The sequence below is a fragment of the Streptomyces ossamyceticus genome (assembly GCF_001418475.1).
GTDB classification, from domain to species: Bacteria; Actinomycetota; Actinomycetes; order Streptomycetales; family Streptomycetaceae; genus Streptomyces; species Streptomyces ossamyceticus.
Window position 1 is genome coordinate 1 of record NZ_LIQX01000832.1, and the last position, 7,503, is coordinate 7,503.

Below are 7,503 nucleotides of genomic sequence, written 5' to 3' on the forward strand. Positions count from 1 at the left end.
GTCGGCGTACTTGGCGACGGCGGCCCGCAGTTCCCATCCCTCGGGGCTGTGTCCGTCCTGGAAGGGCCGCATGGCCGAGTGGTGGGTCAGCCGTGCGGCCCGGTGCTCGTCGTCGTCGAAGAACATGGTCTGCCGCACCTCGTAGCCGGCGAGCAGCGGCCAGTCCCTGGGCAGTCGTCCTTCCGCGCGCGCCCGCCAGTGCCGTACGTCGCGCCGCCAGACGCTGTCGTTGCGGAGGACTTCGAGCACCTCGCGGTAGTCGAGAACCAGCCACACCGGAACGCCCATCAGCCCCACCGGAGCGACGGGGCCGTATGTACTCCGCAGTCGCTCGTAGACGCTGCCCGGGTCCGTGTCGAACTCCGAGGTCAGCAACGGCTCCACGGGCAGCGAGTCGAGCGTGGGGCTGCCGGCCGGAGCGGCCGCGAACGGATGAGTTTCCATGAGCGACACGCATACCGCATGACACCTGCACAAGCAGTGACGATGCCGTGAACTGTTACGGCTTGGTGATCCCCGATGCACATGTGGTGACGGTGTCCCCCACCTGGCCTTACCGGTAGCACCCCCTTGGGTGCGGGCGGCCCCGGCCGAGTGCGCCCCCTGTGTCGGGGCGGCCCGGTCCGGCTGCCGTCGGGCCCCGCTCGCAGGGTGCCGGCGGCGCACCGGCGGGGTCCCACCCGTCGTCCTTCGTCGGTCAGGCCGCCGCCAGCGATTCCCGCAGAGCCTCGGGCAGTACCTGAGTGTGGACGACGCCGAGTGCCTGGGTGGCCCGGGTCAGCGCCACGTACAGGTCGCTGGTGCCGAACCGCCCGGGTTCCACGACGAGGACCGAGTCGAATTCCAGCCCCTTGGCCTGCCGGGGGTCGAGGAGGACGACGGTCCGGGTGAGGTCCGGTTCCGCGCCGGCCGTGACACCGTCGAGGCGGGCCGCGAGCGACCGGTGCAGCGCGCGCGGCGCGATCACCGCGAGCCGGCCTTCGGCGGGGGTGAGTTCGGCGGCTGCCTTGGCCACCTCGGCGGGCAGATCCCGGGCGGTCGCGCGGCGCGCCCAGGGGCGTACGCCCGTGGACCGTACGGAGCTGGGCGGCTCGAAGCCCGGCTGTTCGGCGCGGACGACGTCGGCCGCGACCTCCATGATCTCGGCGGGGGTGCGGTAGTTGACGCCGAGCCGGGTGTGCTTCCAGCGGTCCTCGACGTACGGCGCGAGGATGTCGGCCCAGGAGCCGACGCCCGCGGCCTCCGCCGTCTGGGCGGGGTCGCCGACGAGGGTCATCGAGCGGGTCGGGGAACGGCGCATCAGCAGCCGCCACGCCATCGGCGACAGCTCCTGCGCCTCGTCGACGATGATGTGCCCGAACGCCCAGGTCCGGTCGGCCGCCGCCCGTTCGGCCGCGCTGCGGTGGTCCCCCTCCTCGTGCCGTTCGGCGAACCGCTCGGCGTCGATGATGTCGTGCGCGGACAGCACCTCGGAGCTCTCGGGGTCGCCGTCCTCCTTGTCCTCGAACTCGTAGGTGCGGGACGCGTACGACACGTCGAGCACGCCCTGCGCGTACGCGATCTGGGTCTCCCGCTCGCGTTCGGCCCGGGCCCGCGCGAACCGGTCGTCCTCGCCCAGCAGTTCGGCCGCCTCGTCGAGGAGGGGCACGTCGGCGACGGTCCACGCGCGGGTGACCGGGCGGCGGACGGCGTCGGCGTCCTCCTCGGGGAGGAAGCGCTCGGGCTCGGCGAGGAAGTCGGCGATCAGGCGGCGCGGGGTGATCCGGGGCCACAGCTGGTCGATGGCGGACCACACCTCGGGGTTCTCGGCGAGCTCGTCGCGGATCTGGGTGATGTCGCCGGCGTCGAGGAGGTTCGAGCCGTCGTAGGGGTCGGTGCCGATGCGCTCGGCGACCATGTCGGTGAGGGTGTTGAGGATGTACCCCTCGAAGTACTCGCGGGCCGCGTTGTGCGGGAGCTTCGCCTCACGGGTGCGCTCGCGGGCGACCCGGACGAGGTCGTCGTCGAGCATGAGGACCTCCCGGTCGTGCTCGATGGCGATCACCGGGTCAGGCAGGGCCTGCCGGTCCCGTACGACGGCGGCGAGCACCTCGGCCATGTCGGCGCGGCCCTTGACCCGGGCCGCGTCCGGGGTGTCGGTCGCGGTGGCCCGTACGCCGGGGAACAGTTCGCCGACCGTCGACAGCAGGACGCCGGTCTCGCCGAGGGAGGGCAGGACCTCGCCGATGTAGCCGAGGAAGGCGGGGTTGGGGCCGACGATGAGGACGGCGCGTTTGGCGAGGAGTTCCCGCTGCTCGTACAGCAGATACGCGGCGCGGTGCAGCGCTACGGCGGTCTTACCGGTGCCGGGGCCGCCCTCGACGACCAGGACGCCCTGGTGCGGTGCGCGGATGATGCGGTCCTGTTCGGCCTGGATGGTCTGCACGATGTCGCCCATGCGGCCGGTGCGGGCCGAGTTGAGCGCGGCGAGCAGGACGGCGTCGCCGGTGGGGTCCTCGTACCCGGTGCGGGTCTCGTCGCCGAGGTCGAGGATCTCGTCGTGCAGGGCGGTGACCCGGCGGCCCTCGGTGGTGATGTGCCGGCGGCGGCGCAGCCCCATCGGGGTGTGGCCGGTGGCCAGGTAGAAGGGGCGGGCGACGTCGGCCCGCCAGTCGATGAGGATCGGGGTGCGCTCGGTGTCGTCCTCCCGCAGCCCGATGCGGCCGACGTGGTGGAGGCCGCCGTCGGCCAGGTCGAGCCGTCCGAAGCACAGGGAGCCGTCGACGGCGTTCAGGGCGGCCAGCAGACCCGAGCGTTCGGCGACCAGGATGTCCCGCTCCAGCCGGGCCTGCATGGGCGTGTTGCCCTGCGCCAACGCGTCGGTGACGGAGTGCTCGGTCTCACCGCGCAGCGCGTCGACCCGCCGGTACAGCGCGTCGATGAATTCCTGCTCCCGCCGCAATTCATCGTGCGAAAAGCCGGTGTTTGACAATTCCACTCCCGCCCGCATATACTGTGTTCACTGAACTTCTTTGCGACTCCTCCTTATTGAAGTCGCGAACCATTCAATATACGCAGGAAAAGCCCCCGAGCACAATTGCTCGCGGGCTTTTCTCGTCCTGTCGCCTTCCCGGTGTCAGAGCACGTCGGCGAGTTCCTCCAGCAGCCGCCGCTTGGGCCGGGCCCCGACCATCGCCTTCACCGGCGCACCACCCTGGAACACCATGAACGTCGGCATCGACAGCACCCGGTAGTGGTGGGTCGTCTCCGGGTTCGTGTCCACGTCCAACTGCACCACCTTCAGCCGCTCCCCCTCCTCCGCCGCGAGGGCGCTCAGCACCGGCCCCATCTGCCGGCACGGCGGGCACCAGTCGGCGGTGAACTCCACCAGCACCGGCAGCTCCGCCCCGATCACCTCCGCCGCGAAATCCGCGTCCGTCACCTCGGCCACACCCGCAGCCCTGATCACAACCCGGCCCCTCCCAGTTCGCACTCCGGCTCCGGACCGCCCGGAACCTCCGCCTCGGCCGCCAGCCGCTCCCGCGCCGACTCCGCCCGCGCCAACTGCTCGCCGACCTTGGCCCGTACAGCCGCCAGCTCGCCGATCAGCGCGTCCAGCTCGTCCAGCTTCCGCCGGTAGACCGCGAGCGACGCCGGGCACGAGTCGCCCTCCGGATGCCCGGCCCGCAGGCACTCCACGAACGGCCGCGTCTCCTCCAGGTCGAACCCGAAGTCCTGCAGCGTCCGGATCTGCCGCAGCAGCCGCAGATCCGCCTCGTCGTACGACCGGTAGCCGTTGCCGCTCCGGCGCGCGGGCAACAGCCCCCGCGCCTCGTAGTACCGCAACGTCCGTGTCGTGGTCCCGGCCCGTGCCGCCAGCTCGCCGATGCGCATGAACGGACGCTAATCCTTGACCCCGACGTCAAGGAAAGAGAAAAACGAAAAGAGCCGAGCGGCCAGGTCCATAGGGGGAGGAGCTGGCCGCTCGGCGTATCGGGCTGCGTATTCAGGTTGTGGTGCCCGTACGGCCGGGTCTACGGGGGGAGGGCCCGGCCGTACGGGGTTTCAGGGGGCTGCGGTTGGGGCCGCAGGCCCATCAGGGGCGCGGGGAACTGCGCGACCAGCCACACTCGACCGGCAGTCGGGAGCCGATCCACAGCCCCACGGCGCTTGCCCCCGGCGCCCCGAGCGGAGCGCTTACGCCTTGGCGAGTTCCTTCTCGCCGTCCGGCTCGGCCTCGGCCGCCGGAGCCGACGCGTGGTCGTCCAGCAGCGTCGCCTCGTCGAACGGCGCGTTCCCGGCGAGCACCTCGTTGACCCGGGCCTTGTCGATCTCCTTGGTCCACGTACCGATCAGGACCGTGGCGACCGCGTTGCCCGCGAAGTTCGTGAGGGCGCGGGCCTCGCTCATGAAGCGGTCGATGCCGACGATGAGGCCGACGCCGTCCACCAGGGCGGGCTTGTGGGACTGCAGACCACCCGCGAGGGTGGCGAGACCGGCGCCGGTGACACCCGCCGCGCCCTTCGAGGCGACCAGCAGGAAGAGCAGCAGCGCGATCTGCTCGCCGACGGCCATCGGCGTACCCATGGCGTCGGAGATGAACAGGGACGCCATGGTCATGTAGATCATGGTGCCGTCGAGGTTGAAGGAGTAGCCGGTCGGGACGGTGATGCCGACGACGGGCTTGCTGACCCCCAGGTGCTCCATCTTCGCGATGAGGCGCGGCAGCGCCGACTCGGAGGAGGAGGTGGACAGGATCAGCAGGAACTCACGGCCCAGGTACTTGAAGAACGTGAAGATGTTCAGGCCCGCGACGATCTTCAGCAGCGCGCCGAGCACGATGAAGACGAAGAGGAAGCAGGTGATGTAGAAGCCGACCATCAGCACGGCCAGGCTCTTGAGGGCGTCCAGGCCGGCGGAGCCGGTCACGGCCGCGATGGCACCGAACGCGCCGATCGGGGCGGCCCACATCACCATCGCGAGGATGCGGAAGACCAGGCGCTGGATGTGCTCGATGCCGCGCAGGATCGGCTGGCCGGCGTTGCCCATGGCCTGGAGCGCGAAGCCCGCGAGGAGCGCGACGAGCAGGGTCTGGAGGACCTCACCGCCGGTGAACGCGGAGACGATGGTCGTCGGGATGATGCCGAGCAGGAACTCGGTGGTGTCCTTGGCCTCCGGCGAGACCTGCGCCTGACCGGTCTCCTTGATGGCGTCGGTGACCGCGAGGCCCGTGCCGGGCTCGACGATGTTGCCGACGACCAGACCGATACCGAGGGCGACCAGCGACATGATCAGGAAGTAGACCAGTGCGATGCCGCCGACCGCACCGACCTTGGCGGCCTTCCGTACAGAACCGATACCGAGCACGATCGTGCAGAAGATGATCGGCGAGATCATCATCTTGATCAGGTTCACGAAGCCGGTGCCGATGGGCTTCAGCTCGACCGCGAAGTCGGGGGCGATCAGGCCCACGGCGATACCGAGCGCCACGGCCACGATCACGGCGATGTACAGGTAGTGGGTGCGGTCCCGCTTGGCGGGTGCGGTAGGTGCCGTATGGGTGGTGCTGGCCACGGCTGCCCTCCTCGTCGACGACGTCGTCGGCTGATCGTCCGGCGTGCGGCTCACGTCCGGGGGATTGCGGGAGACGGACTCCCAGGGGTGGGAGTGGGGCTCCCGGGCGGGGAACTCGGCGAGTTCCCCGGCGGTGGGGAACCCGGTGGATTCCCTGACTGCGGGAGCCGGGGCTCCCGATGGGAGTGGCTCCCGGGGGGTGTGGGAGCCGGTCTCCCGGCGGCTCGGGTGTGGGGTCCCGGACGGGAGTCGTACTCCCTCTCGTCGTTCATGTGCTGGACATGTCCGATGGGGTGACTATCTCCCGCCCTGTGAGGGCGGTCACCCTTCCGTTCATTTAGTTCACGCTGACGCGTCGATGCAGACTGTTGCCATGCGCGTCGCGTCCCTCCTCAGACCCCGCAGCCTCGCCGGTCAGCTCTTCGCCGTGCAGGCGGTGCTGATCGCGGTCGTCGTCGCGGGGTGCGCGCTGTTCACGTACATCAGCGACCGGAGCCAGGCGGAGGACGCGGCGGGCCGCCAGGCCCTGGCCGTCGCCGCCGCGGTCGCCGACGCGCCGTCCGTGCGGGCCGCGGTCCACACCGACGATCCGACCGCGCGGCTCCAGCCGTACGCCACCGAGGTGCAGCGGCACTCGGGCGTCGACTTCGTGACGATCATGACGCCGGACGGCATCCGCTGGACGCACCCCGTCCCCGAGCGGATAGGCCAGCGCTTCGTCGGCCACATCGAGAAGGCGCAGCGGGGCGGCACCTTCACCGAGACCTACACCGGCACCCTCGGCCCTTCCGTCCGCGCGGTCACCCCGATACAGGAGGACGGCCGGGTCATCGGCCTGGTCAGCGCCGGTATCAAGGTGCAGGCGATCAGCGACCGGGTCCAGGGCCAGGTGACGGCCCTGCTCGGGGTGGCCGCCGGCGCGCTCGCCCTCGGGGGTGTCGGCACGTACATCGTCAACGCGCGGCTGCGCCGCCACACGCACAACATGAACGCCGCCGAGCTGAGCAACATGCACGACTACCACCAGGCCGCCCTGCACGCCGTGCGGGAGGGGCTCCTCATGCTGGACGGCCAGTACCGGGTGGCGCTGATCAACGACGGCGCGCGGGAACTGCTGGGGGTGACGCAGGACGTGATCGGCCGCTCGGTGGCGGACCTGGGCCTGCCGGCGCCGCTGACGGGTGCCCTGTTGTCGTCCGAGCCGCGGGTGGACGAGGTCCTGCTGACCGCCGAACGGGTCCTGGTCGTCAACACCTCGCCCGTGTCGGGCGGCGAGCGCCGCGGCACGGTGGTCACCCTGCGGGACGTGACCGAACTGCAGTCCGTGATGGGTGAGCTGAACTCCGAACGCGGCTTCACCCAGGCCCTCCGCTCCCAGGCCCACGAGGCGGCCAACCGCCTCCACACGGTCGTCTCCCTCATCGAGCTGGGCCGCTCCGACGAGGCGATCGACTTCGCGACCGCCGAGCTGGAGCTGGCGCAGGCGCTGACCGACCAGGTGGTGGCCGCTGTGACGGAGCCGGTCCTGGCGGCGCTGTTGCTGGGTAAGACGGCACAGGCGAACGAGCGGGGCGTGGAACTGGTGGTGTCGCAGGACAGCCGTATGGACGACGGTCTGCTCCCGGAGTCCCTCCCGGCGCGGGACCTGGTGACGGTGCTGGGCAATCTCATCGACAACGCGGTGGACGCGGCGCAGGGGACGACGGGGGCACGGGTGACGGTGACGGCGTACACGGACGAGGCGGAGGGCCCGGCCGGCGGACCGGACGACCCGGCGAGGGGCCCGGTGCTGGTGCTGCGGGTCAGCGACACGGGCGCGGGCGTGGACCCGGCGTACCGGGACTCCGTCTTCGAGCGCGGCTTCTCCACCAAGCCGTCCGGTCCCGGCGGCCGGGGCCTCGGGCTGGCCCTCGTCCGCCAGACGGCCCGCCGCCACGGGGGCACGCTGAC

General features: G+C 71.1%; 5 protein-coding genes and 1 pseudogene. 1 reads left to right on the top strand and 5 read right to left on the bottom strand.

Annotation, left to right across the window (positions count from 1 at the left end; translation table 11 throughout):
* From AOK15_RS39425 to AOK15_RS39445, 5 genes and pseudogenes are all read right to left on the bottom strand, one after another.
* A pseudogene (locus AOK15_RS39425) lies at positions 1-444 on the bottom strand (cytochrome); the annotation flags it as partial.
* A 253-nt stretch (positions 445-697) separates the two neighbouring features.
* Positions 698-2,989: a HelD family protein gene (locus tag AOK15_RS39430; protein ID WP_205632305.1), complete on the bottom strand. Its 2,292-nt coding sequence runs from the start codon at positions 2,987-2,989 to the stop codon at positions 698-700.
* Between the two features lie 126 nt (positions 2,990-3,115).
* Complete coding sequence (locus AOK15_RS39435) at positions 3,116-3,448, bottom strand: thioredoxin family protein (RefSeq protein ID WP_079058953.1); 333 nt, start codon at positions 3,446-3,448, stop codon at positions 3,116-3,118.
* The gene (locus AOK15_RS39440) at positions 3,445-3,873 is read right to left on the bottom strand and encodes a MerR family transcriptional regulator (RefSeq protein WP_055523843.1); all 429 of its coding nucleotides are present in this window, start codon (positions 3,871-3,873) and stop codon (positions 3,445-3,447) included. The genes AOK15_RS39435 and AOK15_RS39440 overlap by 4 nt, the downstream gene beginning before the upstream one ends.
* Positions 3,874-4,176: 303 nt before the next feature.
* On the bottom strand, positions 4,177-5,553 hold the full coding sequence (locus tag AOK15_RS39445) for a cation:dicarboxylate symporter family transporter (RefSeq protein ID WP_055523844.1): 1,377 nt from the start codon (positions 5,551-5,553) through the stop codon (positions 4,177-4,179).
* A gap of 373 nt (positions 5,554-5,926) precedes the next feature.
* On the opposite strand from AOK15_RS39445, the gene AOK15_RS39450 reads away from it, so the two are divergent.
* Positions 5,927-7,503 (top strand): sensor histidine kinase (locus tag AOK15_RS39450; RefSeq protein ID WP_055523849.1); only part of this gene is annotated, 1,577 nt, incomplete at its 3' end.